This is a genomic window from Streptomyces sp. R21 (genome assembly GCF_041051975.1).
GTDB lineage: Bacteria > Actinomycetota > Actinomycetes > Streptomycetales > Streptomycetaceae > Streptomyces.
In genome coordinates this window covers 961,075-986,937 of record NZ_CP163435.1, presented here as the reverse complement: position 1 = coordinate 986,937, position 25,863 = coordinate 961,075, and the positions used below count along the sequence as shown (strand labels likewise).

Annotated in this window: 24 protein-coding genes; 15 read left to right on the top strand and 9 right to left on the bottom strand. The window is 70.7% G+C overall.

From position 1 onward, the window contains the following. Positions 1-14 precede the first annotated feature (14 nt). The 4 genes from AB5J56_RS04685 to rhaI form a co-directional block, all read right to left on the bottom strand. Positions 15-770, bottom strand: a complete 756-nt coding sequence (locus AB5J56_RS04685; protein WP_369230320.1) for a (Fe-S)-binding protein — start codon at positions 768-770, stop codon at positions 15-17. 70 nt (positions 771-840) lie between these two features. Continuing rightward, complete coding sequence (locus tag AB5J56_RS04680; protein WP_369230318.1) at positions 841-2,292, bottom strand: rhamnulokinase family protein; 1,452 nt, start codon at positions 2,290-2,292, stop codon at positions 841-843. Then, positions 2,289-4,334: a bifunctional aldolase/short-chain dehydrogenase gene (locus AB5J56_RS04675; RefSeq protein ID WP_369230316.1), complete on the bottom strand. Its 2,046-nt coding sequence runs from the start codon at positions 4,332-4,334 to the stop codon at positions 2,289-2,291. The genes AB5J56_RS04680 and AB5J56_RS04675 overlap by 4 nt, the downstream gene beginning before the upstream one ends. A 192-nt stretch (positions 4,335-4,526) precedes the next feature. Next, positions 4,527-5,687, bottom strand: coding sequence for an L-rhamnose isomerase (gene rhaI / locus AB5J56_RS04670; RefSeq protein ID WP_369230314.1), 1,161 nt, complete (start codon positions 5,685-5,687; stop codon positions 4,527-4,529). A 275-nt stretch (positions 5,688-5,962) separates the two neighbouring features. Here rhaI and AB5J56_RS04665 point away from each other — a divergent pair, with 275 nt between their 5' ends. The 8 genes from AB5J56_RS04665 to AB5J56_RS04630 all read left to right on the top strand — a co-directional run bounded on the left by AB5J56_RS04665 (position 5,963) and on the right by AB5J56_RS04630 (position 14,353). Further along, a complete protein-coding gene (locus AB5J56_RS04665) occupies positions 5,963-7,480 on the top strand; it encodes a sugar ABC transporter ATP-binding protein (RefSeq protein ID WP_369230312.1) in 1,518 nt (505 codons plus the stop codon). Further along, entirely contained in the window at positions 7,477-8,517 is a 1,041-nt protein-coding gene (locus tag AB5J56_RS04660) for an ABC transporter permease (protein ID WP_369230310.1), read from the top strand. Before AB5J56_RS04665 ends, AB5J56_RS04660 begins: the two co-directional genes overlap by 4 nt. Beyond that, a complete protein-coding gene (locus tag AB5J56_RS04655) occupies positions 8,510-9,532 on the top strand; it encodes an ABC transporter permease (protein ID WP_369230308.1) in 1,023 nt (340 codons plus the stop codon). The genes AB5J56_RS04660 and AB5J56_RS04655 overlap by 8 nt, the downstream gene beginning before the upstream one ends. Positions 9,533-9,566: 34 nt before the next feature. Further along, complete coding sequence (gene rhaS, locus AB5J56_RS04650; RefSeq protein ID WP_369230307.1) at positions 9,567-10,649, top strand: rhamnose ABC transporter substrate-binding protein; 1,083 nt, start codon at positions 9,567-9,569, stop codon at positions 10,647-10,649. A gap of 17 nt (positions 10,650-10,666) precedes the next feature. After that, positions 10,667-10,987, top strand: coding sequence for an L-rhamnose mutarotase (locus tag AB5J56_RS04645; protein ID WP_369230305.1), 321 nt, complete (start codon positions 10,667-10,669; stop codon positions 10,985-10,987). A 62-nt stretch (positions 10,988-11,049) separates the two neighbouring features. Then, positions 11,050-12,468: a BNR repeat-containing protein gene (locus AB5J56_RS04640; RefSeq protein ID WP_369230303.1), complete on the top strand. Its 1,419-nt coding sequence runs from the start codon at positions 11,050-11,052 to the stop codon at positions 12,466-12,468. A 79-nt stretch (positions 12,469-12,547) separates the two neighbouring features. Further along, a complete protein-coding gene (locus AB5J56_RS04635; protein WP_369230302.1) occupies positions 12,548-13,573 on the top strand; it encodes a LacI family DNA-binding transcriptional regulator in 1,026 nt (341 codons plus the stop codon). Between the two features lie 57 nt (positions 13,574-13,630). Beyond that, complete coding sequence (locus tag AB5J56_RS04630) at positions 13,631-14,353, top strand: HEAT repeat domain-containing protein (protein ID WP_369230300.1); 723 nt, start codon at positions 13,631-13,633, stop codon at positions 14,351-14,353. A gap of 19 nt (positions 14,354-14,372) precedes the next feature. Here the strand turns inward: AB5J56_RS04630 and AB5J56_RS04625 are convergent, their stop codons facing one another. Continuing rightward, positions 14,373-15,335, bottom strand: coding sequence for an ankyrin repeat domain-containing protein (locus AB5J56_RS04625; RefSeq protein WP_369230298.1), 963 nt, complete (start codon positions 15,333-15,335; stop codon positions 14,373-14,375). A 229-nt stretch (positions 15,336-15,564) separates the two neighbouring features. On the opposite strand from AB5J56_RS04625, the gene AB5J56_RS04620 reads away from it, so the two are divergent. The 5 genes from AB5J56_RS04620 (at position 15,565) to sigJ (ending at position 19,748) form a co-directional block, all read left to right on the top strand. After that, the gene (locus AB5J56_RS04620; RefSeq protein ID WP_369230296.1) at positions 15,565-16,866 is read left to right on the top strand and encodes an alpha/beta fold hydrolase; all 1,302 of its coding nucleotides are present in this window, start codon (positions 15,565-15,567) and stop codon (positions 16,864-16,866) included. 58 nt (positions 16,867-16,924) lie between these two features. Next, positions 16,925-17,140 carry a hypothetical protein gene (locus tag AB5J56_RS04615; protein ID WP_369230294.1) on the top strand — a complete coding sequence of 72 codons (216 nt, stop codon included), beginning with the start codon at positions 16,925-16,927 and terminating at the stop codon, positions 17,138-17,140. A gap of 40 nt (positions 17,141-17,180) precedes the next feature. Next, the gene (locus AB5J56_RS04610) at positions 17,181-17,924 is read left to right on the top strand and encodes a PIG-L deacetylase family protein (protein WP_369230292.1); all 744 of its coding nucleotides are present in this window, start codon (positions 17,181-17,183) and stop codon (positions 17,922-17,924) included. A gap of 51 nt (positions 17,925-17,975) precedes the next feature. Then, on the top strand, positions 17,976-18,779 hold the full coding sequence (locus AB5J56_RS04605; protein WP_369230290.1) for an enoyl-CoA hydratase/isomerase family protein: 804 nt from the start codon (positions 17,976-17,978) through the stop codon (positions 18,777-18,779). A 72-nt stretch (positions 18,780-18,851) separates the two neighbouring features. Continuing rightward, entirely contained in the window at positions 18,852-19,748 is an 897-nt protein-coding gene (gene sigJ, locus AB5J56_RS04600; protein ID WP_369230288.1) for an RNA polymerase sigma factor SigJ, read from the top strand. A gap of 80 nt (positions 19,749-19,828) precedes the next feature. On the opposite strand, the gene AB5J56_RS04595 is transcribed toward sigJ, so the two are convergent. Further along, complete coding sequence (locus AB5J56_RS04595) at positions 19,829-20,401, bottom strand: dihydrofolate reductase family protein (RefSeq protein WP_369230286.1); 573 nt, start codon at positions 20,399-20,401, stop codon at positions 19,829-19,831. An 80-nt stretch (positions 20,402-20,481) separates the two neighbouring features. Continuing rightward, complete coding sequence (locus AB5J56_RS04590) at positions 20,482-21,390, bottom strand: SDR family oxidoreductase (protein WP_369230284.1); 909 nt, start codon at positions 21,388-21,390, stop codon at positions 20,482-20,484. Between the two features lie 219 nt (positions 21,391-21,609). Here AB5J56_RS04590 and AB5J56_RS04585 point away from each other — a divergent pair, with 219 nt between their 5' ends. Continuing rightward, positions 21,610-22,836 carry a cytochrome P450 gene (locus AB5J56_RS04585; protein ID WP_369230282.1) on the top strand — a complete coding sequence of 409 codons (1,227 nt, stop codon included), beginning with the start codon at positions 21,610-21,612 and terminating at the stop codon, positions 22,834-22,836. Between the two features lie 27 nt (positions 22,837-22,863). Here the strand turns inward: AB5J56_RS04585 and AB5J56_RS04580 are convergent, their stop codons facing one another. Continuing rightward, positions 22,864-23,064, bottom strand: a complete 201-nt coding sequence (locus AB5J56_RS04580) for a DUF5999 family protein (RefSeq protein ID WP_369242355.1) — start codon at positions 23,062-23,064, stop codon at positions 22,864-22,866. Between the two features lie 398 nt (positions 23,065-23,462). Here AB5J56_RS04580 and AB5J56_RS04575 point away from each other — a divergent pair, with 398 nt between their 5' ends. Further along, entirely contained in the window at positions 23,463-24,323 is an 861-nt protein-coding gene (locus tag AB5J56_RS04575) for a pentapeptide repeat-containing protein (protein ID WP_369230280.1), read from the top strand. On the opposite strand, the gene AB5J56_RS04570 is transcribed toward AB5J56_RS04575, so the two are convergent. Beyond that, positions 24,285-25,799, bottom strand: a complete 1,515-nt coding sequence (locus AB5J56_RS04570; protein WP_369230278.1) for a cytochrome P450 — start codon at positions 25,797-25,799, stop codon at positions 24,285-24,287. The two genes, AB5J56_RS04575 and AB5J56_RS04570, sit on opposite strands and share 39 nt — an antisense overlap. Between the last annotated feature and the right edge of the window lie 64 nt (positions 25,800-25,863).

The window sequence follows — 25,863 nt, the reverse complement described above, 5'->3', positions numbered from 1 at the left end:
GTTCGTGCTCCCGCTCATACCAGCGGCTCCTCTTCCGTGCTCGCCAGGATCTCCGCGATGTGCACCGGCCGCATGCCGGTCCTCAGCCGGGTCATGGTGCCGCCGATGTGCATCAGACAGGAGTTGTCGGCGGCGCACAGCACCTCGGCCCCGGTCGACTCGGCGTTGCGCACCTTGTCCGTGCCCATCGCCGCCGAGACATCGGAGTTCTTCACGGCGAAGGTCCCGCCGAAGCCGCAGCACTCCTCGGCGCCGGGCAGCTCCCGCAGCTCGAGCCCCTTGACCGCCTCCAGCAGCCGGCGCGGGCGGGCGCCCAGGCCCAGACTGCGCAGGCCGTGACAGGTGGGGTGGTACGTCACGGTGTGCGGGTAGTAGGCGCCCACGTCCGTCACCCCGAGCACGTCCACCAGGAACTCGGTCAGTTCGTACGTCTTCGGCACCACCGGCGCCAGCGCCGTGGCGAGCGTGTCCCCGCGCCCCTCCGCCCGCGCCCGCTCGCCCATGCGCGGATACAGCTCCCGCACCATCGCGCCGCACGATCCCGAGGGCGTCACGATCGCCTCGTACGCCCCGAATACATCGGAGAACTTCCGCGCCAGTGGCTCGGCCTCATGGCGATAGCCGGTGTTGTAGTGGGCCTGCCCGCAACAGGTCTGCCCCATCGGGAAGTCGACGTCGACATCCAGCCTGGTCAGCAGTTTCACCACCGCGCGGCCCGTGTCCGGATACAGCGTGTCGTTGACACAGGTCAGGAACAGGGCGACACGCATCGCGGCTCCTTGTGCTCGATCATCGGATGGGTGCACATTACGCGCCGAACGGGCCGTGGGGGAGTCCCGCTCACCGGCCGGTGATCCGGATCTCCGCCGCGCGCCACGCCGCGGTGTCGCCCCGCGGTATGTACCGCTCCAGCGGCTGCGTACGGGCGAGGAGTCCACGCATCGCCGAGCGGTCGCCGACAAGACCGTGGGCGCGGGCCTGGACGAGGACGTTGCCGAGCGCGGCCGCCTCCGCCGGGCCCGCCACGACCGGCAGGCCGCAGGCGTCGGCGGTGAGCTGGCAGAGCAGGGCGTTGCGGGTGCCGCCGCCGACGATGTGGACGACGTCGACCGGGTGGTCGGCGAGCGACTGGGCCTCGGTGATGGCCCGGCGGTGGGCGAGAGCGAGGGAGTCCAGGATGCAGCGGGTGATCTCGGCGCGGGACTCCGGCACCGGCTGACCGGAGGCCCGGCAGGCGTCGGCGATCCGCTCCGGCATACGGCCCGGCGCGAGGAAGGCGGCGTCGCCCGCGTCCACGACCGAGCGCAGCGCCGGAACCCCGGCGGCCGCCGGCAGAAGCTCCCCCAGGTCGGGGTGCCCCCAGTCGCGTACGCACTCCTGGAGCAGCCAGAGCCCCATGATGTTGCGGAGATAGCGGACGGTGCCGTCCAGGCCCAGCTCGTTGGTGAAGTTGGCCAGCCGGCTCGCCTCGGACAGGACCGGCGCGTCCAGCTCCAGACCCGCCAGGGACCAGGTGCCGGTGCAGATGTACGCGAAGCGCTCGCCGGAGCCGGCGGGCACCGCGGCCACCGCCGAGGCCGTGTCGTGCGAGCCGACCGTGGTCACCGGGACCGGGCCGGTCAGCCCGGTCTCCTCCAGCACCTGCGGCCGCAGCAGTCCCGCCGGGTCGCCGGGCCGGCGTAGCGGCGCGAACAGGTCCAGGTCGATGCCCAGCCGGGAGGCGATGTCGTACGACCACTCGCGCGTCCGGGGATCGATCAGCTGGGTGGTCGAGGCGTTGGTGAGCTCGGTGCCCGCCTCGCCCGTGAGCCAGTACGTCAGCAGATCGGGAATCAGCAACAGCCGCTGAGCGTGAGCCAGTTGAGATGAGGTGCGAGCCGCCGTCAACTGGTACAGCGTGTTGAACGGCGCGTACTGGAGACCGGTGGCCGCGTACAGCTCCGCGGCCGGGACCGTCGCCCACACCTTCTCCGCCACGCCCTCGGTGCGCGCGTCGCGGTAGTGCACCGGATTGCCGAGCAGCGCACCGTCCGTGTCGAGGAGCCCGTAGTCCACGGCCCAGCTGTCGATGCCCACCGAGTCGACCTGCCCTGCGGCGCGCAGTCCGTCGAGCACCCCCGCGTACAGGGACAGGATGTCCCAGCGCAGGCCCTCGGGGACGCGCACCGGCCGGTTGGTGAACCGGTGCGCCTCGGTCAGCTCCAGGGCGTCCGGCCCGACGCGGCCGACCATGACGCGCCCGCTGGACGCGCCGAGGTCGACGGCGGCGTACGACTTCACGGTGGTGCTCATCGCAGGAACGCGGCGGCCACGCCGGCGTCGACCGGCACGTGCAGCCCGGTGGTGTGCGTCAGCTCCCCGCCGGTCAGCGCGAACACGGCGTTCGCGACGTGCTCGGGCAGCACCTCGCGCTTGAGGATGGTCCGCTGGGCGTAGAACTCGCCGAGCTTCTCCTCCTCGATGCCGTAGGTCGCCGCACGCTGGGCGCCCCAGCCGCCCGCGAAGATGCCGGAGCCGCGCACGACGCCGTCCGGGTTGACACCGTTGACCCGGATGCCGTGCTCGCCCAACTCGGCTGCGAGCAGCCGTACTTGGTGGGCCTGGTCGGCCTTGGTCGCGGAGTACGCGATGTTGTTGGGGCCGGCGAAGACGGCGTTCTTGGAGGCGATGTAGACGATGTCGCCGCCCAGCTCCTGCTGGACCATCACCCGGGCCGCCTCGCGCGAGACGAGGAAGGAGCCGCGGGCCATGATGTCGTGCTGGAGGTCCCAGTCCTTCGCCGAGGTCTCAAGGAGCGGCTTGGAGATGGAGATGCCGGCGTTGTTGACCACCAGGTCGACGCCGCCGAAGGCGAGCACCGCCGCCTTGAACGCGTCGGCGATCTGCTCCTCGGAGGTGACGTCCACGGTGACCGCGACGGCCTTGTCAGGGCCGCCCAGCTCCTCCGCAACCGCAGCTGCGTTGTCGCCGTTGAGGTCGGCGACGACGACGCACGCGCCCTCGGCGGCCAGCCGGTGCGCGATCGCCTTGCCGATGCCGCTGCCCGCGCCGGTCACCAGCGCCACCCGGGTGGCCAGCGGCTTGGGCTTCGGCATCCGCTTGAGCTTGGCCTCCTCCAGCGCCCAGTACTCGATGCGGAACTTCTCCGACTCCTCGATCGGCGCGTACGTCGAGACCGCCTCGGCGCCGCGCATCACGTTGATCGCGTTGACGTAGAACTCGCCGGCCACCCGAGCGGTCTGCTTGTCCTTGCCGAAGGAGAACATGCCGACACCGGGGACGAGGACGATCGCCGGGTCGGCGCCGCGCATCGCGGGGGAGTCGGGCAGCGCATGCCGCTGGTAGTAGGCGGCGTACTCCTCGCGGTACTCGGCGTGGAGCTCCTTCAGCCGCGCGATGGCCTCGTCCAGGCCTGCCGTCGGCGGCAGGTCGAGGACCAGCGGCGCCACCTTGGTCCGCAGGAAGTGATCGGGGCAGGAGGTCCCCAGCGCGGCGAGCCGCGGGTGCTCGGCCCGGGCCAGGAACTCAAGAACCACGTCAGAGTCGGTGAAGTGGCCGACCTGCGGCTTGTCCTGGGAGGCGACGGCCCGGATGTACGGCGCCAGGGCCGCGGCCCGCTCGCGCCGCTCACCCTCGGCCAGCGCCCCGTACCCCTCGACGACAGGCCCGAACGGCTCGGCCTTCCCCTTCTCCTCCAGGAACGCCTCGGCGGTACGGATGATGTGCAGCGAGTTGCGCTCGCACTCCTTGGCCGTGGCACCCCACGCCGTGATGCCGTGCCCGCCGAGGACGCAGCCGATCGCCTGCGGGTTGGCCTCCTTCACAGCGGCGATGTCCAGTCCCAGCTGGAAGCCGGGCCGCCGCCAGGGCACCCACACCACGCTGTCGCCGAAGCACTCGGCGGTCAGCTTCTCCCCGTCCGCCGCACAGGCGAGCGCGATCCCGGAGTCCGGGTGGAGGTGGTCGACGTGAGCGGCGTCGACCAGACCGTGCATCGCGGTGTCGATGGAGGGGGCCGCGCCGCCCTTGCCGTGAAGGCAGTAGTCGAACGCGGCAACCATCTCGTCCTCGCGCTCGACGCCCGGGTAGACACCCTTCAGCGCGTGCAGCCGGTCCAGCCGCAGCACAGCCAGCCCCGCCTCGGTGAGGGTTCCCAGATCCCCGCCGGACCCCTTCACCCACATCAGCTCGACGTCACCGCCGGTGACAGGGTCGGTGTCGGTGCCCTTCGCGGACGTGTTGCCCCCCGCGTAGTTCGTGTTACGGGGATCGGCGCCGAGCCGATGCGACCGGGCGAGCAGAGCGGCGGCTTGGGGGTGGGGGTGGGGTGCCATGTGTCGTCAGTCCTTCATGAAGAGTGTGTACGTGTTCTGAAGCAGGCCCTGGCAGCGTGCGGAGGGCTGGCACGAACGGCCCCGAAAGGGGCGCGGGGCTGTTTCGATTTGCGGCTCCGCCGCGTGGGCGCGACCAGCCACAAGCGGCCCGCAGCCTGCCACCGGCATGACCCGGCAGACGCAGCGCAGCGCCTACGCGCCCCATCCGGCCTGCTGCCCACCGACGCGCTCGGAAGCAATCCGTTCGGCCCAGCCGGAGGCCCGGTACGCCGCGACCGGCTCAGGGTCGAGCCCCAGCTCGCCCCGCACCTCCCGCAGCAACGGCCGTACGTCCGTGTTGTACGCGTCCATGATCACGGCGTTCGCCTCGAGTACGTCCCCCGAGCGCTGGGCGGCGGAAAGAGCGACGCGATCCACCAGCAGCGCCTTCGCCGTGGCTTCCTGGACGTTCATCACCGACCGAATGATCGCCGGGATCTTCGCCTCGATGTTGTGGCACTGGTCGAGCATGAAGGCGACCTCGGGCGCGAAGCCGCCGCCGCGGATCACCTCGTACATGATCCGGAAGAGCTGGAAGGGGTCGGCGGCGCCCACCATCAGGTCGTCGTCGGCATAGAAGCGTGAGTTGAAGTCGAAGCCGCCGAGCTTCCGCTCGCGCAGCAGCGTGGCGACGATGAACTCGATGTTGGTGCCGGGTGCGTGGTGTCCGGTATCGACCACGACCTGGGCCTTGTCGCCGAGCTTGAGGCAGTGTGCGTAGGCCGTGCCCCAGTCCGGGACGTCGGTCGTGTAGAAGGCGGGCTCGAAGAACTTGTACTCGAGGAGCATGCGCTGGTCGTCACCGAGGCGCTCGTACACCTGTGCAAGGCCCTCGGCGAGCCGGTCCTGGCGCTCGCGGATGTCGTCCTGGCCGGGGTAATTGGTGCCGTCGGCGAACCACAGCTTCAGGTCCTTGGAACCGGTCGCGTCCATGATGTCGACGCACTCGAGCAGGTGATCAAGGGCCTTGCGGCGCACGGCGGCGTCGGGGTGGCAGATGCTGCCGAGCTTGTAGTCGTCGTCCTGGAAAGTGTTGGAGTTGATCGTGCCGAGCTTGAGCCCGCGGTCCTCCGCGTGCTTGGCGAGGGCGGCGTAGTCGTCGACCTTGTCCCACGGAATGTGCAGGGCGACGGTCGGCGCCGCACCGGTGAACGCGTGCACCTGGGCGGCGTCGTCCAACTTCTCCTGAGGCGTACGCGGAACTCCGGGCTGCGCGAACACCTTGAAGCGGGTTCCCGAGTTCCCGTACGCCCATGACGGCGTCTCGACGGCCTGGGTCTTGAGGGCGGCCTTCACCGCGGCGAGCTCGGTCACTTCGAGGCTCCTGTGACGTCGGGTCTGAAAGACGGGGGATTGAAGGCAGGTCTGAAACGATTCAGAAAGGGAAGCTATGAGCCGTCCGGAGGGCTGTCAACCCCTGCGGGGCAAGCTGTGTCCCGTGACTCGGTCGTGACCTTTGGCTATCGAAAAATTTCGAGACGTAACCCATTGACGCGGCCTTGCTGTGGTGCCTAACGTCCCGGCAACCCAGTTGAAACCTTTCACGACGCTGTGACGGTTCTCCCGCCGGTGTCGTCGAGGAGCCCCCAATGACCCACCCGTCCGATACGGGTCCGGCACCTGTGCTGGCGCTCCAGGACATTTCGAAGTCCTTCGGCGCCGTGCGCGCCCTTCGGGACGTGTCCCTGGAGCTGTTTCCCGGCGAGGTGCACGCCATCGCCGGTGAGAACGGCGCAGGCAAGTCGACCCTCATCAAGACGCTCGCCGGGGTGCACCGACCGGACGCCGGCCGGCTGCTGCTCGACGGCGAGCCGACCGTCTTCCACGGACCCGCCGACGCCCGCGACGCGGGCATCGCCGTGATCTACCAGGAGCCCACGCTCTTCCCCGATCTTTCGATCGCCGAAAACATCTTCATGGGCCGCCAGCCCCGGCGCGCCCTCGGCCGGATCGACCACAAGGCCACCCACACCGCCACCCTCGCCCTGATGCGCCGGCTCGGCGTCGAGCTCGACCCCGACCGCCCGGCCCGCGGCCTGTCCATCGCCGACCAGCAGATCGTCGAGATCGCCAAGGCGCTCTCCTTCGACGCACGCGTCCTGATCATGGACGAGCCGACCGCGGCCCTGACCGGCAGCGAGGTCGCCCGCCTCTTCGGCGTCGTCCGCACGCTGCGCGAGCAGGGCTCGGCGGTGCTGTTCATCTCGCACCGTCTGGAGGAGATCTTCCAGATCTGCCAGACGGTCACCACGCTGCGCGACGGCGCCCTCATCTCCAGCGAGCCGCTGGAGGGCATGACCGAGGACGATCTCGTACGACGGATGGTCGGCCGTGACCTCGACGAGCTGTACCCGAAGCAGGAGGTGGAGGCCGGCGAGGTGGCGCTCAGTGTGCGTCGCCTGACCCGCGAGGGCGTCTTCACCGACGTGTCCTTCGACGTCCGGCGTGGCGAGATCGTCGGCCTTGCCGGACTCGTCGGCGCCGGACGCACCGAGGTCGCCCGCGCGGTCTTCGGCATCGACCGGTGGGACGCCGGCGAGGTCGAGCTGGACGGTAAGACCCTGACGAACGGCGCTCCCTCCACCGCGATGGCCGCCGGACTGGCCCTGGTCCCCGAGGACCGGCGCGCCCAGGGCCTGGTGATGGACATGTCCATCGAGCGCAACATCGGGCTGACCGGCCTGCGAACGACCGTGAAGGCCGGTCTCGTCGACCGCGGTGCCGAACGCAGCCGCTCCCTCGACTGGGCCGTCAAGCTCCAGGTCAAGTACGCCCGGATCGCCGACGCCGTCGCCACCCTGTCCGGCGGCAACCAGCAGAAGGTCGTCCTCGCCAAGTGGCTGGCCACCGGCCCCAAAGTGCTCATCGTCGACGAGCCGACCCGTGGCATCGACGTCGGCACCAAGGCCGAAGTGCACCGGCTGCTCAGCGAGTTGGCCGCCGACGGAGTGGCCGTCCTGATGATCTCCTCCGACCTGCCCGAGATCCTCGGCATGGCCGACCGTGTGCTGGTGATGCACGAGGGCCGCCTGGCCGCCGAGATCCCGCGTTCCGAAGCCACCGAGGAATCCGTGATGGCCGCAGCCACCGGGAGGGCCGCCGCATGACGGTGACCGCTCCCAACCCCGCCCCCGCCGCCGAAGCGCCCAAGTCCAGCGGCACCCGGCTGGTCGACCGCGTCTTCAAGATGCGCGAACTCGCCATCCTGGTCGTCTTCCTGGTGATGATCGGCATCACGCAGGCCGGCAACAGCGAGTTCCTCTCCGAGCAGGGCATCAAGGACCTGCTCCTCAACGCGACCATCCTGGTGCTCGTCGCCACCGGCCAGTCGCTGGTCGTCATCACCCGCAACGTCGACCTGTCGGTCGGCTCGACGCTCGGCATCAGCGCCTTCGCCGCCGGTACGTATCTCCAGGGCGGCGGCAACCCTGTCGTCGCCATCTTCCTGGCGGTGCTGCTCGGCATCGGCTGCGGACTGGTCAACGGCCTGCTCGTCAGCCTCGGCCAGGTGCCCGCGCTCGTCGTCACCCTCGGCACCCTCTACATCATCCGGGGCATCGACTCCATCTGGGTCGGCTCACGGCAGATCACCGCGGCCAACCTCCCGGACGGATTCATCAACTTCGGCTCCGGCGGCATCTCGGCGGTGCCGTGGCTGGCGCTCATCGCGCTGGCCGTGCTGATCGCCACCGCGTACTACCTCAAGCACTTCGGCAGCGGCAGGGAGCTGTACGCACTCGGCTCCAACCCCGAGGCCGCGCGGCTCGCCGGCATCCCGGTGCGCAAGCGGATCCTGGCCGCGTACACCTTCTGCGGCGGCCTGGCCGGCCTCGCGGGCGCCATGTACCTGGCCCGGTTCGGCAACGTCGACTCCGGCACCGGCAACGGCTACGAACTCACCGTCGTCAGCGCGGTCGTCGTCGGCGGCGTCGTCTTCACCGGCGGCTCCGGCAGCGTCTACGGCGCGGCCCTCGGCGCCCTCCTGCTGACCTCCATCAACAGCGTGCTGCCCGCCCTCGGCGTCAGTTCCGTCTGGGTGCTCGCCATCAACGGCACCCTGCTCATCCTCGCCATCGCGGTCGACCGGATCGTCGCCCTGCGTGTGGCGACCGCTCTGAAGAAGAGGAACGCCCGTCATGGCTGACTCCAACTGGACGCGGGCCATCCGCTGGGACACGGTCGTCGGCGCCCTCCTCCTCGTCGTGCTGCTGATGTCGTTCGGATTCGTCGACGGCTTCGGCAACGCCCTCAACCTGTCCTTCCTCCTCGGCAACACCCTGCCGATCGCGCTGATCGCGCTGCCGATGACCCTGCTGGTCGTCGCCGGTGAGATCGACCTGTCGGTGGCCTCCACGGCCGGGCTGTCCGGCTCCGTGATGGGCGCCCTGTGGAACCAGGGCATGACGATCGAGACGATCATCCCGGTCTGCCTGCTCCTCGGAGTCGTCTGCGGGCTGGTCAACGGCCTGCTGGTGACCCGGCTCGGACTGCCCTCCCTCGCCGTCACCATCGGCACTCTCGCCGCCTACCGGGGCATCGCACAGATCGTGCTCGGCTCGGACGCGGTGACCGACTTCCCCACCCAGTACCTGGACTTCGCGTCCGGACGTCTCGGGGACACCTTCCTCCCGCAGGCCTTCCTGCCCTTCCTCGTGCTGCTCGCCATCGGCGTGGTCGTGCTGCACGCCACCCCGTTCGGCCGTTCGCTCTTCGCGATCGGCGCCAGCGAGGAAGCAGCCCGGTTCGCCGGCATCCGTGTGAAGCGGCACAAGCTGCTGCTGTTCGTGGCGACCGGGTTCATGGCCTCGCTCACCGGCATCTTCTGGGCACTGCACTACGCCAGCGCCCGCTACGACAACGCCACCGGGCTCGAACTCTCCGTCGTGGCGGCCGTGTTGCTCGGCGGCATCGACTTCGACGGCGGCAAGGGCACGCTCGGCGGCGCGATCGCGGGAGTCTTCCTGCTCGGCGCGTTGCAGAACGTGATGAGCCTGAAGGACGTCTCCGCCCAGTCGCAGATCGTCGTCACCGGCGTCCTGCTCGTGCTGTCGGTGCTCGGCCCCCGGGTCGCGCGCCAGATCGCCGTCGCGAGGGCGGGCCGCAGAGCCGCCGCGGCGCCCGTGCCACCCGTGTCAAAGGCGCCCACTCCGACCTCGTAACCACCTCCGCTCACCCTCGTAAAGGATCACCATCATGCGCAAGTCGTCGATCCGCCGTACCTGTGCGGCCCTCGCCGCCGTCACCTCCCTCGCCCTGGCCGCCACCGCGTGCGGCGGCACCACCAAGAACGACGTCAAGGACGACACCGGCTCCGCAGCCAGCGCCGGCAAGGCCGATCCGAACGCGGCCACCAAGAAGGGCCTGACCGTCGGCTTCCTGCCCAAGCAGGTCAACAACCCGTACTTCACCTCCGCCGACAAGGGCGGCGAGAAGGCGCTGACGGAGCTGGGCTCCAAGTACAAGGAGGTCGGCCCGAGCAGCGCCACCGACACCTCCGGCCAGGTGAGCTACGTCAACACCCTCACCCAGCAGCAGGTAGACGCGATGGCCGTCTCAGCGCAGGACCCGGGCGCCCTGTGCACCGCCCTCAAGCAGGCCATGAAGAACAAGATCAAGGTCGTCACGTACGACTCCGACACCAAGACCGACTGCCGCAACGCCTTCGTCTCGCAGGCCAGCGCCGAGGACCTCGGCCGCACCGAGGTCCAGCTGCTCGCCGAGCAGATCAACTACAAGGGCGAGATCGCGATCCTGTCCGCCGCGCAGACCGCGACGAACCAGAACGTCTGGATCGACTTCATGAAGAAGGAGCTGACGGACCCGAAGTACAAGAACATCAAGCTGGTGAAGGTCGCGTACGGCAACGACGACGCCCAGCAGTCCTTCCAGCAGACCCAGGGCCTCCTCCAGGAGCACCCCAAGCTCGCCGGCATCATCTCCCCGACCACCGTCGGCATCAAGGCCGCCGCGCAGTACCTGTCCGGCTCCAAGTACAAGGGCAAGGTCAAGCTGACCGGCCTCGGCACCCCCAACGACATGCGCAAGTACGTCAAGAACGGCACCGTCGAGGGCTTCGAGCTGTGGGACCCGGCGAAGCTCGGCGAACTGGCCGCGCGCACGGCCGTCGCACTGTCCTCCGGGCAGATCACCGGCCAGGAGGGCGAGACCTTCAAGGCCGGTGACATGGGCTCGTACACCATCGGCAAGGACGGCGTGATCAGCCTCGGCAAGCCGACCGTGTTCACCGCGAAGAACATCGACCAGTTCAACTTCTGAGCCAGGAGCGGTACTTCATGCAGCGCGTCTGTTTCCTCCTCAAGGTCCGCGAGGACCGGATCGCCGAGTACCGCGAACGCCACGCGGCCGTGTGGCCGGAGATGCTCGAAGCTCTCTCGGCCACCGGCTGGCACAACTACTCCCTCTTCCTGAGAGACGACGGCCTGCTCGTCGGCTATCTGGAGACCGAGGACTTCGCCGCCGCCATCGCCGGAATGGAAGCCACCGAGGTCAACGCCCGTTGGCAGGCGGAGATGTCCCCGTTCTTCGAATCCCTCGACGGGGCCCGCCCCGACGAGGCGATGAAACCGCTCACCGAAGTGTTCCACCTCGTCTGACCCCTGCTCGTCCCCTGACCCCTGCTCGTCCCCTGTCCCCGCACGACAACGGAGTCCCCGAGATGAGACGACGCACCCTGCTGGCCGGCGCCCTCGCCGGAGCCGCGGCGACCCCCGCCTTCGCCGCCGGTACCGCACGGGCCGCCGACCCCGGCCCCTCGGTCACCCAGTCCGGCAGCACGACCCTCGACAGCCAGGCCCTGTTCTTCGTGTCCTACGACGGGCTGGTCAACAACAACTCGTTCCAGAAGAACGGCCTGTTGACCTACAAGGGCTACCAGTACGCGGCCTGGTACACCACCGACCGCAGCGCTGTCGTCGCCCGCCGGGCCGTCGGCGCCACCAGCTGGTCGAAGGTCACCCTCGCCCACCAGCTCAAGAGCGACGACTCCCACAACGTCATCTCCATGGGCGTGTCCAAGACAGACGGGCGCCTGCATCTCAACATGGACTCCCACAGCGACGGCTTCTTCTACGTGAAGTCGGTCGCCGGACTCCTGGACAACGCCCCGGCGTGGACCTCCTCGGTCTTCGGCGCCGTACAGACATCGCTCGACGGCCTCGCCCTCACCTCGCAGTTCACCTACCCGCAGTTCGTCTCGACACCCGAGGGCAAGCTCCAGCTCAGCTACCGGGTGGCGATCTCCGGCAACGGGCGCAACGCCCTTGCCGAGTACGACGGTTCGACGTGGACCGCGCTCGGCGAGTGGTCCAGCTCCACCGGCACGTACACCAGCGAGCACGGCTCCAGCACGGCCCGCAACATGTACCTGCACGGCATCGACTACGACAAGAACGGCCGGCTGCACTCCTTCTTCACCTGGCGCGAGCAGAACGGCGCCGTGATGTGCAACGGCGGCGGCATCACCAACCACGACACCGGCTACGTCTACTCCACCGACCGCGGCCGCACCTGGCACAACGATGCGGGCACCCTCGTCGGCACCACCGGTGGCTCCGACAAGGTCGCCGTCACCGACGCCGGGCTCGTGGTCGACGCCCTCAACCCCGACCACTCCCTGATGAACCAGGAGAGCCAGACCACCGACTCCGCCGGCCTGCCGCACGCCATCATCAGCTACGTCCCCGGCCGCTTCGGCCAGTGCACCACGAACTACGTCACCGACCGCACCGTCAACGGCCGCGCCTTCCATCTCCGCAAGAACGCCTCGGGCACCTGGCAGAAGACCGAGATCCCCATCGCACTGAACTCCAGCCAGCGCACCAAGCTCGTCCTCGACAAGTACGACAACGCCTACGCGATCCTGCCCTTCGGCCGCATCGCCGCCGCCTCGAAGTCCTCCGGACACACTGACTGGAAGCTCCTGTACGACGGCAGCGGTCTGAATGCCTTCGGCGAGGTCGTGATCGATGAGACGCGCATCGCCCAGGACGGTGTGCTGTCGGTGATGTACCAGGAGAAGTCCAGCGGTACGACGCCCTCGGCGCTCCATGTCATCGACTTCCGGCTGCCGTCGTGACGGGGGCCGTCGCACCCCGGTGCGCAGGTAATGTGAACGCGTGCCCGCCACCCCTCGTTCCCCTGGAGGTCCTCGCCTGATGGCTCAGTCGGTGGGTATCAAGGACGTCGCCCGCGCCGCCGGGGTCTCCGTGGGGACGGTGTCGAACGTCATCAACCGCCCGGACTCGGTCGCCTCCGAGACGCGCGCCCGCGTGCTGTCCGCGATCGACCGGCTCGGCTATGTCCGCAGTGAGTCCGCACGCCAGCTGCGCGCCGGGCGCAGCCGGATCATGGGCCTGCTCGTCCTCGACATGGGCAACCCCTTCTTCGTCGACGTCGCGCGCGGTGCCGAGCGGGCCGCGCGCGAGGCCGGGCTCGGCGTGATGGTCTGCAACAGCGGACAGAGCGCGGGCGAGGAGGCCGAATACCTCTCGCTCTTCGCCGAGCAGCGGGTGCGCGGCGTCCTGCTGACGCCAGCCGACGCGACGGGCCGCAACATCCAGGCGTTCCGTCGCCACGGCATCCCGTTCGTGCTGGTCGACCGGGTCGCCGAGGGCACCACCGAGTGCTCGGTCTCCGTCGACGACGTGGCGGGCGGTGCGCTCGCCGTACGGCACCTCGTCGACGCCGGACACCGCTCCATCGCGTACGTCAGCGGGCCGCCCGGCTTCAACCAGGTCCGGGACCGGCGCGCGGGCGCCCTCGAAGCGCTCGCCGAGGCCGGCCTCGGCCCGGACCGGCTGCGCGAGCTGCCCACCGAGCGCCTCGACGTCGCCGCGGGCCGCGACGCGGGCGCCCGTCTCCTCGGCCTCGCCGACCGCCCCACCGCCGTGTTCTGCGCCAACGACCTGCTCGCCCTCGGTGTCCTCCAGGCCATGTACGCGGCGGGTGTCGGCGTCCCCGACGACCTCGCGATCGTCGGCTACGACGACATCGAGTTCGCCGCCGCCGCGGCCGTCCCCCTCACGTCCGTCCGCCAGCCCGCCGTCACCATGGGCGCCCTCGCCGCCGAACTCCTCCTGGAGGAGACCGAGGCCGAGACCGCCCCGACCCCGCACACTCACCGCCGGGTCGTCCTCCAGCCGGAGCTGGTGGTACGGCGCTCCAGTCTGTCGGCGCGCTGAGGGCGCCTCGTATATCGAGTGGCCGGGGCGGACCGCGCCGGGCCAGACTGCGTGCCCATGGACAGCACCATGGCCCGGCTGGTCGGCGAACTGGACGCGGAATCCACCGAAGTGGCCGAGGAGGCCCAGCACGCGCTGACCGCGCTGGGCCCCGAGGTGCTGGACGAGCTGATCGCGGCGGTGCCTCGCTTCGCCCCGTTCGGGCAGCTGTGCGCCATCGAGGTGTTCACCGCGCTGCGGGACCCGCGGCCGGGGGACGTGCTGATCGGTCTGCTGGACAGCGAGAGCGCCACCGTTCGCGAATGGGCGGCCGAAGCCTTGGCGGACCTGGGGATCCGACGCGCGGGCCCGGCGATTCAGCGAGCCTACGACGCCTTTCGCCGACGAGGTGAGTCACCCGGCTACAGCGAAGCGGTGGGACTGCGCGATGCCCTGTCGCAGCTCGGGGCCCGCGAGGTCGTGATTCCTCCCCGGGCCGCCGCACTGCGTGTTGCCGTCGGCCCTCTGGATCCGGCATGGCCGACGTTTCACCTCGCCGAGGTCATCGAGGACTTCGCCGCGCACGATCAGGCGGTGCTCTACTTCCAGCTGTGGCAGGTCAAGAACGGCAGTGCCTTCGGAGCAGGCGGCCCGGGCATCGACTGGGACATCGACCGCCGGTGGTCCTGGCACCGGATCGTCGCCGACTGCCGGGACTGGGCACTCCTGGCAGCCGACGCCACGGCCAGGGCACCCGACCTGGTGGCGACGGTGTGCTGGATCGACGCATCGGACCTCTGACGGTCGCAGGTCCGTGCTGTCAGCGACTCCAGTAGTCACGCTCCGGCAGCTCGACCCATTGGTCGGGCGGTCCGACGACGGCGCGCGCGTCGGTCAGCCGCAGTCCTGCGTAGGCGCAGGCGAAGCCCACCGCGTTGTGCCGGTAGAGATAGGCCGCCAGGATCTCCTCGGATGTGTCCTCCGGTTGCGGTCCGCCGCCCGGGTGGAGGTCCGAGCCCTCGATGACCCCGTCGCGGACGATGCTGCCCTGGTTGCCGCTCTTGGGGTTGGCGTACATGCCGTAGCAGACGGTGCCGGCGGACAGCCGGGTCAGCACCCCCGGCATCTGCGGCGCGTATCCCCAGGGTTGGGTGACGACGCAGCCCCCGGGCACGGTCGTCACGCCGATGATCTGGAGGGTCTCGTCGAGGTCGTAGTCGTACGGATTCTCCAGTAGGTCGTCCATGTCCTCGCCTTCGGCCGGGGCGGCTTCGAGGCGGCGTATCGCCTCCGCGGCGTCGATCCCGGCCACGCACGCCAGGCCCGTGCCGTCGTAGTGAATGCTTCCCAGCGCGGTGACGAGCCGATGACCCTCCTGCGTCGCCGCGCGCTCGGCCTCGGTCAGACCGCGTTCGTCCTCGGGCACCGTGAACAGATCCGGCGTCGGCCCGGCCAGGCTGAGCCGTCCCGGCGACCAGCCACCCATCAGCGGCCGCCAGGGATCCGCTCCGGCGGCGGCAAGAGCCCGTGCGTTGTCATGTCGGTCGGACAGGACGGCCTCCCACAGCGCGGTCGTGCCGTCCTGCAGCGCGTCCACGTCCGCGACACGCCGGGCCAGTTCGGCGACGACCTCCGGCGAGCCCCACGCCGCCGCCCTGTGCAGCGGCCGCCCCCCGCCCCACACCTCCGCATCGGCTCCCTGATCGAGGCGCCTCCGGATGCCGTCGTAGTCCTCCCAGCCCTCCCAGCCCAGGCCTGCCCAGCCGTCCCGCGGATCCGTCACCGCACCCCTCCACCGTCGATCCGGACGACTCCTGGTGCCGCCCGGTGATCACACCCTCGCAGACGGGTCTGACAACGCCCCGTCCACCGGCGGCCGGAACGCCGCCCCGCCCGGCCGCCACAGCTGATCCGCCGTACAGTACGGAATTCTTGATCCCCGGGCTCTGCCGACGGCCGGACATGTGCTGAACTGGGACGCGGTCCGCCATCCGTCCGTCTCGGGAGCCCCGTTGACCGTCAGCTATCGCCAGCCCGGTGTCGTCCTCACCGACCGCCACTTCAGTGTGCCCCTCGATCACAGCGCCCCCTCCGGGGAGCAGATCGAGCTGTACGCGCGCGAGGTCGTCGCCAGTGAGAAGGCGGGGTCCGACCTGCCGTGGCTGGTCTATCTCCAGGGCGGTCCCGGCTTCGGCGCCAACCGGTTCGTCGGCAAGCCGGCCTGGCTCGGCCGGGCGCTCAAGGAGTACCGGGTGCTGCTGCTCGACCAGCGCGGCACCGGCCACTCCACGCCCGCCAACCGACAGAGCCTCCCGCTGCGCGGCGACGCCCGCGCGCAGGCCGACTACCTGACGCACTTCCGCGCCGACTCCATCGTCCGCGACTGCGAGGCCATCCGCCCCGCGCTCACCGGCGGCGCGCCCTGGACCGTACTCGGCCAGAGCTTCGGCGGGTTCTGCACGGTGAACTACCTGTCCACGGCGCCCGAGGGCTTGCGCGCCGCGGTCATCACCGGCGGCCTGCCCTCCCTGGACGCGCACGCGGACGACGTCTACCGCGCCGCCTACCCGCGCATCGAACGCAAGGTGGCCGCGCACTACGCCCGCTACCCGCAGGACGTCGAGCGGGCGCGGCAGATCGCCGAGTACCTTCTCCAGCACGAGCCGGTCCTGATCGGCGGCTACAAGCTCACCGTCGAGGCCTTCCAGTCGCTCGGCATCCTCCTCGGCGGCAGCGAGGGCAGCCACCGCCTGCACTACCTGCTGGAGCACGCCTTCGTCCGCACCCCCGAGGGCCCGGCCCTCTCCGACGCCTTCCAGGAAGAGGTGCAGGGCCTCCTCTCGTACGCGGGCCACCCGCTGTACGCCCTAGTCCACGAGGCGATCTACGGCCAGGACGCGCGGCCCACCGACTGGTCAGCGGAGCGGGTGCGCGCCGAGTTCCCGCAGTTCGACGCGGCCAAGACGCTCACCGAGGACGGGCCGCTGCTGTTCACCGGCGAGTCCGTCCACCCCTGGATGTTCGAGACCGACCCGGCGCTGCGCCCGCTGCGCGAGACCGCCGAGGAACTGGCCGCCCGCAGGGACTGGACGCCGCTGTACGACCCCGCGCGCCTGGCCGCCAACGAGGTGCCGGTCGCCGCGGCCGTCTACCACGACGACATGTACGTCGACACCGAACACGCGCTGCGCACGGCCCGGTCCATCCGCGGTCTGCGCACCTGGGTCACCGACGAGTTCGAGCACGACGGAGTACGAGCCGGTGGGCAGCGTGTCCTGGACCGGCTGCTGGCGCTGACCCGCGACGAGGTGTGACCCTCAGACCGGCCGGCGCGGGGATGCGTTTTGCGGCCGTCGGGAGGATCCTGGAGATATGTCCGGACGGGCGCCTGTGGTCGTTCGTCCGCCGGCAGGCACCGGCGGGCGTCTGGTGGTCGCGCGCGGGGAGACCCTCGGACTGGCGTTCTCCGACGAGGACCTCATCGAGTTCCTGGGCCGCGCCGGTCTGCCCGACGCGGAGGACCTCCTCGACGACCCGGCCTGGGTGAAGTGGAGCGGGGCCGACGCCCACCACTACGAATCCGCCTGACAGGCCCCGGGCCGCACGGGCGTCTCCGTAGGCTGGGGCCATGACGGAGCCGATGAACGACCAGCTCAAGCCCATGCCCGACGACTGGCAGCGTGCCCTCGCCGTCGTCGCCCACCCGGACGACCTCGAGTACGGCTGCTCCGCGGCGATCGCCGGATGGACCGACGCCGGACGCGAGGTCGCCTATGTGCTGGCAACCCGCGGTGAGGCCGGCATCGACACCCTGGAGCCCGAGAAGTGCGGCCCGCTGCGGGAGCAGGAGCAGCGGGCGAGCGCGGCCGTCGTGGGCGTCTCGGAGGTCGACTTCCTGGACCACCGGGACGGTGTGATCGAGTACGGCACCGCCCTGCGCCGGGACATCGCCGCCGCGATCCGCCGCCACCGGCCCGAACTGCTGATCACCCTCAACCACCGCGACACCTGGGGTGGGGTCGCATGGAACACCCCCGACCACGTGGCGGTGGGGCGCGCCACCCTGGACGCGGCGGGCGACGCGGGCAACCGTTGGATCTTCCCCGAGCTCATGGAGCAGGGCCTGGAGCCCTGGAACGGTGTGCGCTGGGTCGCCGTCGCCGGTTCCTCGACGCCCACGCACGCGGTGGACGCGACGCCAGGCCTGGAGCGTGCGGTCCGCTCGCTGCTCGAACACCGCACGTACATCGAGGTGTTGACCGACGAGGACCCGGAAACGTACTGCCGCACCTTCCTGACCGGCGGTGCGCAGACGACGGGCGAGCGCTTCGGCGGGAAACCGGCCGTCGCGTTCGAACTCTTCAGCCGATAGTCCGCGCCCCCTAGGGTTCTGACGTCTCGTCAGAAACCGGAGGGGCGGCCGATGATCGACATCACACGTACCGACATCCCGGAGGGTGAGGAGCGGCTGCGCCTCGACATCGAGGACGGGCTCGGCATCCTCACCCTCTGCCGGCCGGAGAAACTCAACGCGTGGAGCTGGGAGTCCACGCGCCAACTCGGGCTGCTCGCCGACCGGATCCGCTTCGACACCTCCCTCCGCGCGGTCCTGCTGCGGGCCGAGGGGCGGGCCTTCTGCGCGGGCATCGACGTGATGGCGCCCGGCGGCGCGATCACCGGCCACTCGGACGCCGAGCGCGCCCGCAACTACTACGAGGGCATCCGCTGGGCGCACGAACGGTTCGCCGTCTTCGCCCGCCTTCCGCAGCCGGTGGTCGCGGCCGTGCACGGCTACTGCCTCGGCTTCGGCTTCGAACTCGCCCTGATGGCGGACGTCAGGATCGCCGCGGACGACGCGGTGTTCGCGCTCCCCGAGGCACAGATTGGGGTCGCCGTCGACGCGGGCGCCGGATGGGCCAAGCTCCTCGCCCTGACCGGACGCCGGATCGACGCCGCCACGGCCGAGCGCCTCCACCTGGCCCAACTCGTCGTCACCCCCGCCGAGTTGGACGACATCGCCCGAACCGTGGCCACCGAGATCGCCACGAACGCACCCCTCGCCGTCCAGAGCGTCAAACGCGACATCGACGCCTACGCGGACGCGGGGCTCGCCGCCGCCCTCGACCGCACGGCGATGTCCGCCGCTCTCACCCTCACGTCCGAGGACGCCCGGGAGGGGTACGCGGCCAAGGGAGCCCGGCGTGCGTCGGCCTTCCGGGGGAAGTGACCCGCTATGTTTTGACCGAGCGCTGATCTTGTGACGGAACACGACGGAACACCGCACTTGCATGGGGGACCGATGGACGAGAACGACCTCGCGCGTCAATTCGAGGAGCACCGCGGCCACTTGAGGGCGGTGGCCTACCGGATGCTCGGCTCGCTCAGCGAGGCCGACGACGCCGTTCAGGAGACCTGGCTGAAGCTCAGCCGATCCGAGACCGAGGACATCAGGAACCTCGGCGGCTGGCTCACCACCGTCGTCGGACGGGTCTGCCTCAACATGCTGCGCTCGCGTACGGCGCGCCGCGAGGAGCCCATGGACACCTACGTGCCCGACCCGGTGGTCAGCCCCCTGGAGCGGATCGACCCCGAGCAGGAGGTGCTCCAGGCCGACTCCGTCGGGCTCGCCCTGCTGGTGATCCTGGAGACGCTGGAGCCCGCCGAACGGCTCGCCTTCGTGCTGCACGACATGTTCGCGGTGCCCTTCGACGACATCGCGCCCATCGTGGGCCGCTCCTCGGCCGCCACCCGGCAGCTCGCCAGCCGCGCCCGCCGCCGGGTCCAGGGCTCCGCCCCGACCCCCGACCCCGACATCGGCCGTCAGAAGAAGGTGCTCGACGCGTTCCTCGCCGCCGCGCGCGGCGGCGACTTCGAGGCGCTCGTGGCCGTCCTCGACCCCGATGTGGTGCTGCGCGCCGACGCCGGAGCGCTCGTCGGCGGCGCGGCCGTGTCCAAGCTGGTCCGCGGCGCCGAGGCGGTGGCCGGACAGGCGGTCATGTTCCGCAGTGTCGCCGTCTCCTCCCGCCTCGTGCTGGTCAACGGCGCCGTGGGCGTCGTCACGCTGCTCGACGGCAAGCCGATGGGCGTCATGGGCGTCACCGTCGCGGACGGCCGGATCGTCGCCGTCGACATCCTCGCCGACCCCGAGCGGCTGGCCCGCCTGGACCTCTCGGCGCTGGAGGCCGCCGAGTCCTGAGGGCGTTGAGCAGGAGCGGCGACCACCCCGGCGCACGGCGTGGTCGCTGCTCTGGCTCTGCCCGAGGGCGTCGTCGTTCGCTAACGCCGGACTCGATAGCGCAGGTGCAGTACCCGGTTGCCCTGGATCACCGTGTGCGGGTCCTCCAGCAGATGCCGGGCGTCGACCGCCCCGAAGTACCGCTTGCCCGAGCCGAAGACCACCGGCACGACGTCCATCGCCACCTCGTCCACCAGGCCGAGGGCGAAGGCCTGGCCGCCGACGTCGCCCGCCGTCACGGCGACCGTGCGCTCGCCCGCGAGTTCCCTGGCCTTCGCGATCGCCGCTGCCACGTCGTCGACGAAGTGGTACGACGCCTCGGGGTGCCACCCCTCGGGCCTGGGCCGGTGCGACACCACGACCACGTGCTCACCCGTCGGCGGCGACCCCTCCCAGCCGTTGGTGATGTCGAACAGGTTCCGCCCCATCACGATCGTCGCGATCTCCGCCCACATCGGCTTCACGTACGCGGCCGACACCTGCGAGATCTTCCCGACATCGCCGAGTGCGACATCGCCGTTGTCATACCAGTCGAACAGTGGGCCGACCTGATCCTCCGCATCGGCGATGAAGCCGTCCACGGAAACCACGCTGTGCATCACTACGGTGCTCATCGCTTCTCCTCGGTGTCCCGGGGGCTCCGGACAGCCCCTTGCAGGTATAGACCCGGTGGGCCCCCGGGACTCATCGCGGCTCAGCCGGTGAAGGGACCCCGCCCCATCTGGTCCCTCACCGGCACCACCGGCGGCCCGACCAGGGCCCTGCGCTGCCAGTTCGCCCCGTCCACGACCAGGGTGTGTCCCGTGATGAAACGGGCGTAGGGAGAAGCCAGGAAGGTCGCCGCCCAGCCGAGCTCGCGCGGTGCGCCGACCCGCAGGGCGGGCTGGCGGCGGTCCTGGTCGGCGGCGCGCTCCGGGCCGGAGCGTTCGACGGCGGCGCGCTCCAGGTTGTCGCGGATGTCCGGGGTCATGTCCTCGTGCGGCATCAGCCCGGGCACCAGCCCGTTCACCTGAATGCCGTACGGCCCCCACTCCACGGCCAGCGTCTCCACGAGGTTGCGTACGCCGGCCTTGGCGGCGGCGCTGTGCGCGTAGCCGGGGCCGCCGGTCCAGGCGTACGAGGCCCCCACGTTGATGATCGAGCCGGGCGTCCCCGCGGCCAGATGGCGGCGCCCGAACTCGCGGGTCATGAGGAACGTGCCGGTGAGCGTGATGTCCACGACCGCCCGCCAGGCGCCCGGGGACATGTCCTCGGCGGGCACGGGGAAGTTGGCGGCCGCGTTGTTGACGAGCACGTCGGGCAGCGGGCAGGCGTCGAACAGTGCGGTGATGCGGTCCGGGTCCCGTATGTCGCACGAGGTCGCCGTCACCCGTGTGCCCAGCCGCGCCAACTCCTCGCGTGCGGACCGCAGATGTTCCTCGCCACGGCTCGCGATCACCAGATCGGCGCCGAGCCGGGCGAACTCCGCCGCGATCGCCTTCCCCAGCCCCGTGCCGCCGCCGGTGACCAGGACCAGCCTCCCGTCGTAGGTGCCGGGCGGCAGTGCGGCGGCGCCCGGCGGGGGAGGGGCGGGCAGCCCGGGGAGGCGGGTGTCGTCGTCCATGGCCGCCTCGATACCTGGTGTTCCGCGAAACCTCCAGAGGTACGAGGGTTCCGGCGCGGTCCGCCGCGGCCTGGCCGTCGCGTGCCGTGTGCTCCGTTCAGGGGGCGACACGTTTCCGCGGCGTCGGTGTCCGCCCGTCCGGGGAAGGCATGTCCGAGCACAGGAGCCCGCACGGCCAGGCAGACGGGCACCCGCGACCGACCACGGGAGACGAAACCCATGACGTCCCAGCCCGACACAGCCACCCCCGGCGTGCACACCTGGAACATCGACGACCTGCCCGCGCTCCAGTTCGACCCGCTGCTCGCCAAGCTCCTGGCCGAGGAGCCCGTCGCCCGGATCCGCCTGCCGTACTTCTCCGACCACGAGGCCTGGCTGGTGACCCGCTACGAGGACGTCAAGCTGGTCACCTCCGACCCCCGCTTCAGCCGCGAGGAACTCGTCGACCGCACCGTGACGAGCATGCTGAGCGAGCCGGTCGCCTCGAAGCTGGCCCTCGGGTACGCCGACCCGCCGTACCACACCAAGCTGCGCAAGGTCATCAACAAGGCGTTCACCGGACGGCACATGAAGCGGCTGCGGCCGATGGCCGAGCAGACCGCCGGCGAACTGCTGGACGCGGTGGAGCGGCACGGGCCGCCCGCGGACCTGATGGAGCTGCTGCACAAGCCGTTCCCGCTGGCCGTCATCGGTGATCTGCTGGGCGTTCCGCGGGAGGACCGGGCGCGGGTCGCCCCATGGACCGACACGATCCTCTCCTCCACCGCCGACCCCGCGGCGAGCCGAGCCGCGAGGGCCGAAGTGCGCGCGTACATCGTGGAGTTGCTGCGCAGCCGTAGCGGCGCGAAGGGAGAGGAGAGCGAGGACCTGGCGGGCGTGCTGGCGCAGGCGTGCGACGAGGGGGAGATCACCGAGGACGTGGCGGTGTCGCTGGCCACCATCATCATGGTCAGCGCCGCGCACGCGGTCCGCTACAACAGCGCCAACATGGTCTACATGCTTCTGACCCACCCGGAGCATCTGGCCCGGCTGCGCGCCCGGCCGGAGCTGCTGCCGCAGGCGGTCGACGAGCTGCTCCGGCACATTCCGCACCGTAACGGTGTGGGGCTCGCCCGGATCGCCACCGAGGACGTGGAGGTCGGCGGGGTGCTGATCCGCCAGGGCGAGGCCGTCTACGCGTCGTACCTCACCGCGAACCGGGACCCGGAGGTCTTCGAGAACCCGGAGGTGCTGGACTTCGACCGGGAGGCGCTCTCCCACCTGTCCTTCGGGCACGGACCGCACCACTGCATGGGCGCGATGATGGCGAGGATGGAGTCCGAGGTCATGCTCTCCGGGCTGCTGACGCGTTTCCCGGGGCTGCGGCTGGCCGAGCCGCCGGAGAAGACGGTCTTCCAGAGCAGCGGAACCATCAGGGGGCCGCAGTCGCTTCTCGTCACCTGGTGACGAGGGCCCCGGCCGCCGGGTGGTGGGTCAGGCGGCGACCGGCCTGCGGTCGGTCGCCCGCAGCGGGCCCACCACCTGCCCGTCGGGCAGCAGCTCGCCCGTGTCGTCGAACGCGATGGTTCCGTTGCACAGGACGTACCAGCCCTGCTCCGGATGGGCGGACACGATCACGGCGGCGTGGTGGTCGGCGCTGTCGGCGGTCGGGCACGGTGGCCGGTGGGTGCACATCATGTCTCTCCTGCGTGTGCGGATTGTCCTCTGTGGCTCGTATGACTCATGGAAGCGGCAGAGCCCTGACGGCTCGTGCGGCGCTGTGACCAGTCTTAGCGGAGTTTGTTTTCGGCTGTATTAGGGACCCCTCCGATGCCGAGAACTCATCGGTGAGTTCGCTCTCCCGAAGGGAGTCGGGCGACTGCCGGCCGGGCCCCGTGCGGCCCTACAAGGGCTCGGTCCCGCGCCGCAGTTCGCGCTGCCCGTACTCTACGGAGGCGTCCTCGAGGACGCGTGCAGCATCCATCTCGCTGCCGTGGGCCAGGCCCTTCTCGTACTCCTTGAAGTCGCGGAACGGCGACCGATCGGTTCGATCATGGTCAAGGCCGCGGCGAGCGGATCAGTAGGCTGGTGGCATGCGTGAAGACAGCGGAATCGCCCCGAGCCCCCTCGCCGACCTGCGGGCCGACTGCGGCCAGTGCTTCGGGCTGTGCTGCGTCGCCCTGCCCTTCGCCCGCTCGGCCGACTTCGCGATCGACAAGGACGCCGGGAAGCCGTGTCCGAACCTCAAGACCGACTCCAAGTGCGGCATCCACACACAGCTGAGGCAGAAGGGTTTCACCGGCTGCACGGTCTACGACTGCTTCGGCGCCGGACAGAAGGTCTCCCAGGTCACCTTCGGCGGCCGGGACTGGCGCTCGGGCGCCCGTGAGGACGCCCGGCGGATGTTCGACGTGTTCCCGGTCGTACGTCAGCTCCACGAGCTGCTCTGGTACCTCACCGAGGCGCTGACCCTGCCCGCCGCCCGCCCGGTCCACGCCGACCTGCGCCGGGTGCTCGGCGAGACGGAGCGGCTCACCCGCCGAACGCCTGAAGAGCTGGGTGAGCTGGACGTGGGCGCGCACCGACAGGACGTCAACGTCCTGCTGCTGCGCACCAGCGAACTCGTCCGCGCCGAGGTGGCGGCCGGCCGTGGCAGGAAGGGGCGCCCCAAGGACCGCCGGGGCGCCGATCTGATGGGCGCCCGTCTCAAGGGCGCCGACCTGCGGGGCGCCAACCTGCGCGGCGCCTACCTCATCGCCGCCGACCTGACCGGCGCCGATCTGCGCGGCGCGGACATGATCGGCGCCGACCTGCGCGACGCCGACCTCACGGACGCCGACCTGACCGGCGCCTTCTTCCTCACCCAGCCCCAGGTGAACGGGGCCAGGGGCAGCGCCGGAACCCGGCTGCCGACGTCAGTCGCCCGCCCGGGCCACTGGACAGCCGGGGACTGAGGCCTCCTCCGGGACGCGGGTGCCGGGCAACTCCGCGGCGGGTGCGGCGCGTTCGAGGTGCAGCCGCAGCCCGTCCGGCATCAGCGTCAGCCGCTCGGCCACCCGCAGCCGGTAGTCCGGATCGGCCACCAGGTCGTAGCGGCGCAGCAGCAGCCCCAGGACGAGCGTGGCCTCGTGCAGTGCGAACTGGCGGCCGATGCAGGCCCGCGCCCCGGTGCCGAACGGCTTGAAGGTGTGCCCGGGGCGCGAGCGGACCGCCTTCGCGTCGAATCGCTCCGGGTCGAAACGCTCGGCGTCCTCGCCCCACACCTCCGGATCGCGGTGCAGCATCGCCGTCAGGACCAGCGTCCACGCGCCCTGCAGCATCGGGTGGACGTCGCCCAGCACGGTGTCCTGGCGGGCCTCGCGGGCGAAGGCCGGGGCCGTCGGCCACAGCCGTAGCGACTCGTCGAGCACCCGGCGCACATAGCGCAGCTTGGCGACCTGGCCGTAGCCGGGCCGGGCCGTGTCGCCCCAGACCCGAAGCACCTCGGCCCGGGCGCGGGTCGCGATCTCGGGGTGCTGGGCGAGGTAGTGCAGGGCGAAGGAGAGGGCGCCCGAGGTGGTCTCGTGGCCCGCGATCAGGAAGGTGATGACCTGGCGGCGGATGTTCTCCGGCGCCAGGCGCTCCCCGGTCTGCGGATGCGCGGTCTCCAGCATGCGGTCGAGCAGGTCGCCGTCGCCGCCCCCGTCGCGGCGGGCCGCCACGACCCCGTCGACCGTGCGGTTCAGCAGCGCCATGTCGGCCTCGTTGCGGCGGGAGGCGCCGCGCAGCAGCAAGGGCGCCAGCGGCTCCGGGACGGCGTTGCGGCGCTGCGCGTGGGTCAGCGTGCCCACCATCGCCTGTACGAAGGGATGCGGGCGGCTGCGCTCGAAGGAGCCGAAGTCATGGCCGAAGCCGGTGCGGGAGATCGTCTCCAGAGTCAGTTTCGTCATGTCGCCGGGCACGTCCACGGCGCGTCCCGCCGCCTGCTCCCGGTCCCAGTGCTCGATCAGCCGCTCGGTCACGGCGAGCATCATCGGGTGGTAGCCCTCCATGGCCTCGCGGCTGAAGCCCGGGGCCAGGACGTCGTGCGCCAGCTGCCAGTTCGGCTCGTGGTTGTACGCCGTGAACAGCCCGTCCCCGGCGATCGGGCGGAGGTTGGCGATGCCCAGGCCCACATGCTTGGCGAACCGCGCCTCGTCCGCCAGATCCCCGGCGAGCCGCGCGCCCCCGACGAAGACGATCTCCTTGCCGAAGGCCTTGCGCCGGAAGATCGGTCCCAGGGCCCGGCCGAAGCGCATCGAATCCTGCACGGGCGTGCGCATGTCGGTGCCGAGCACATCGCCGATCAGCGGGACGCGGCGCGGCGGGTGCGGAATACGGTGCAGCTCCGGCCAGCCGAGTTCCGCACTGCGAAACCCCCTGGGCAGCGCGGTCCGTGTCGTCTCCGCCATGACGCGATCTCCCTTGATCCTGCGGCCGGTTGAGTCTGGTGTCCGTGTCTGTCGGTCGTCTGCC

Excerpts from the sequence above, each read along its gene's own strand:
- AB5J56_RS04685 (WP_369230320.1), bottom strand. The coding sequence starts at position 770 with ATGCGTGTCGCCCTGTTCCTGACCTGTGTCAACGACACGCTGTATCCG.
- AB5J56_RS04680 (WP_369230318.1), bottom strand. The coding sequence starts at position 2,292 with ATGAGCACCACCGTGAAGTCGTACGCCGCCGTCGACCTCGGCGCGTCC.
- AB5J56_RS04675 (WP_369230316.1), bottom strand. The coding sequence starts at position 4,334 with ATGGCACCCCACCCCCACCCCCAAGCCGCCGCTCTGCTCGCCCGGTCG.
- AB5J56_RS04665 (WP_369230312.1), top strand. The coding sequence starts at position 5,963 with ATGACCCACCCGTCCGATACGGGTCCGGCACCTGTGCTGGCGCTCCAG.
- AB5J56_RS04660 (WP_369230310.1), top strand. The coding sequence starts at position 7,477 with ATGACGGTGACCGCTCCCAACCCCGCCCCCGCCGCCGAAGCGCCCAAG.
- AB5J56_RS04655 (WP_369230308.1), top strand. The coding sequence starts at position 8,510 with ATGGCTGACTCCAACTGGACGCGGGCCATCCGCTGGGACACGGTCGTC.
- rhaS (WP_369230307.1), top strand. The coding sequence starts at position 9,567 with ATGCGCAAGTCGTCGATCCGCCGTACCTGTGCGGCCCTCGCCGCCGTC.
- AB5J56_RS04645 (WP_369230305.1), top strand. The coding sequence starts at position 10,667 with ATGCAGCGCGTCTGTTTCCTCCTCAAGGTCCGCGAGGACCGGATCGCC.
- AB5J56_RS04640 (WP_369230303.1), top strand. The coding sequence starts at position 11,050 with ATGAGACGACGCACCCTGCTGGCCGGCGCCCTCGCCGGAGCCGCGGCG.
- AB5J56_RS04635 (WP_369230302.1), top strand. The coding sequence starts at position 12,548 with ATGGCTCAGTCGGTGGGTATCAAGGACGTCGCCCGCGCCGCCGGGGTC.
- AB5J56_RS04630 (WP_369230300.1), top strand. The coding sequence starts at position 13,631 with ATGGACAGCACCATGGCCCGGCTGGTCGGCGAACTGGACGCGGAATCC.
- AB5J56_RS04615 (WP_369230294.1), top strand. The coding sequence starts at position 16,925 with ATGTCCGGACGGGCGCCTGTGGTCGTTCGTCCGCCGGCAGGCACCGGC.
- AB5J56_RS04610 (WP_369230292.1), top strand. The coding sequence starts at position 17,181 with ATGACGGAGCCGATGAACGACCAGCTCAAGCCCATGCCCGACGACTGG.
- AB5J56_RS04605 (WP_369230290.1), top strand. The coding sequence starts at position 17,976 with ATGATCGACATCACACGTACCGACATCCCGGAGGGTGAGGAGCGGCTG.
- sigJ (WP_369230288.1), top strand. The coding sequence starts at position 18,852 with ATGGACGAGAACGACCTCGCGCGTCAATTCGAGGAGCACCGCGGCCAC.
- AB5J56_RS04595 (WP_369230286.1), bottom strand. The coding sequence starts at position 20,401 with ATGAGCACCGTAGTGATGCACAGCGTGGTTTCCGTGGACGGCTTCATC.
- AB5J56_RS04590 (WP_369230284.1), bottom strand. The coding sequence starts at position 21,390 with ATGGACGACGACACCCGCCTCCCCGGGCTGCCCGCCCCTCCCCCGCCG.
- AB5J56_RS04585 (WP_369230282.1), top strand. The coding sequence starts at position 21,610 with ATGACGTCCCAGCCCGACACAGCCACCCCCGGCGTGCACACCTGGAAC.
- AB5J56_RS04580 (WP_369242355.1), bottom strand. The coding sequence starts at position 23,064 with ATGTGCACCCACCGGCCACCGTGCCCGACCGCCGACAGCGCCGACCAC.
- AB5J56_RS04575 (WP_369230280.1), top strand. The coding sequence starts at position 23,463 with ATGCGTGAAGACAGCGGAATCGCCCCGAGCCCCCTCGCCGACCTGCGG.
- AB5J56_RS04570 (WP_369230278.1), bottom strand. The coding sequence starts at position 25,799 with ATGGCGGAGACGACACGGACCGCGCTGCCCAGGGGGTTTCGCAGTGCG.